An 897-nucleotide genomic window follows, 5' to 3' on the forward strand; every position below is an offset into this window, starting at 1 on the left:
GAATTCTGCAACGACTAACTGATCGATTTTGGAAACAGTGGGTTTTTGCAGTGCATTGAATGCTTCATATTCTTTCATTAAAGATAAGGGGAGGACAAGATAACTGATTCGAATAGAAGGCAGCAAGGTTTTAGAGAATGACCCAAAATAAATTACCTGATTCAAAGCGTCTAAATGAGCCAACGTTGGAATTGAGGCGCCTCGATAACGGAATTCTGAATCATAATCATCTTCTACGATGTAACTGGAAGAAGCTTTTGCCCACGATAACAATTCAAGGCGTCTGTTGATCGACATTACGGTGCCAAGTGGATATTGATGAGCTGGAGTTGTATATAGAAGTGTCACTGCCTGTTTCGGTACGGTACAGCCTTCAGAATCCAACCTTAGAGGTAAAACCGGTATGTTTAATTGGTGAAATACCGCATTTGCTCGAACAAAACCCGGTTCCTCCATTCCTATTTTAGAAGGAAGGAGGAATTGACACAGGGAACTTAATTGTTGTTGGGTACCGCTGAAAATGAAAATTTGTTTTGCCTGGCAATGCAATCCTCTGGATTGGCGCAAATAGTTTGCAATTTCGTTCCGTAATTCGGGTTCCCCTTGCCAACAACCATTTGCAACATGGGCAGGAGCCAGAAACTTTTGATACAGACGGTTCCAAACTTTGTATGGAAATTCTATTGGATCAACTTGCCCGTTTCTAAAATTCAAGGACTCTTCTTTTATCGTTGGCAGAAATTCTCCTTTTTGAAGGACATCTTCTTCTTGGAAGGGGACTTCAATCTCGCCTACAAAATAACCTCTTCGCTCTGTTGAGTACAGATAACCTTCACTCAGCAATTGGGCATATGCTTCCTGTACGGTAAATATACTGACATTCAGTTGATTGGCTAA

1 protein-coding gene is annotated in these 897 nt (G+C 41.1%); it reads right to left on the minus strand.

Annotated elements, in window-relative coordinates; genetic code table 11:
* On the minus strand, positions 1-897 hold an 897-nt coding region (gene pdxR / locus AC2Q9J_RS17550; RefSeq protein WP_499041950.1), incomplete at both ends, for a MocR-like pyridoxine biosynthesis transcription factor PdxR.

Source organism: Planococcus sp. RAB007_Raresut, from assembly GCF_057369535.1.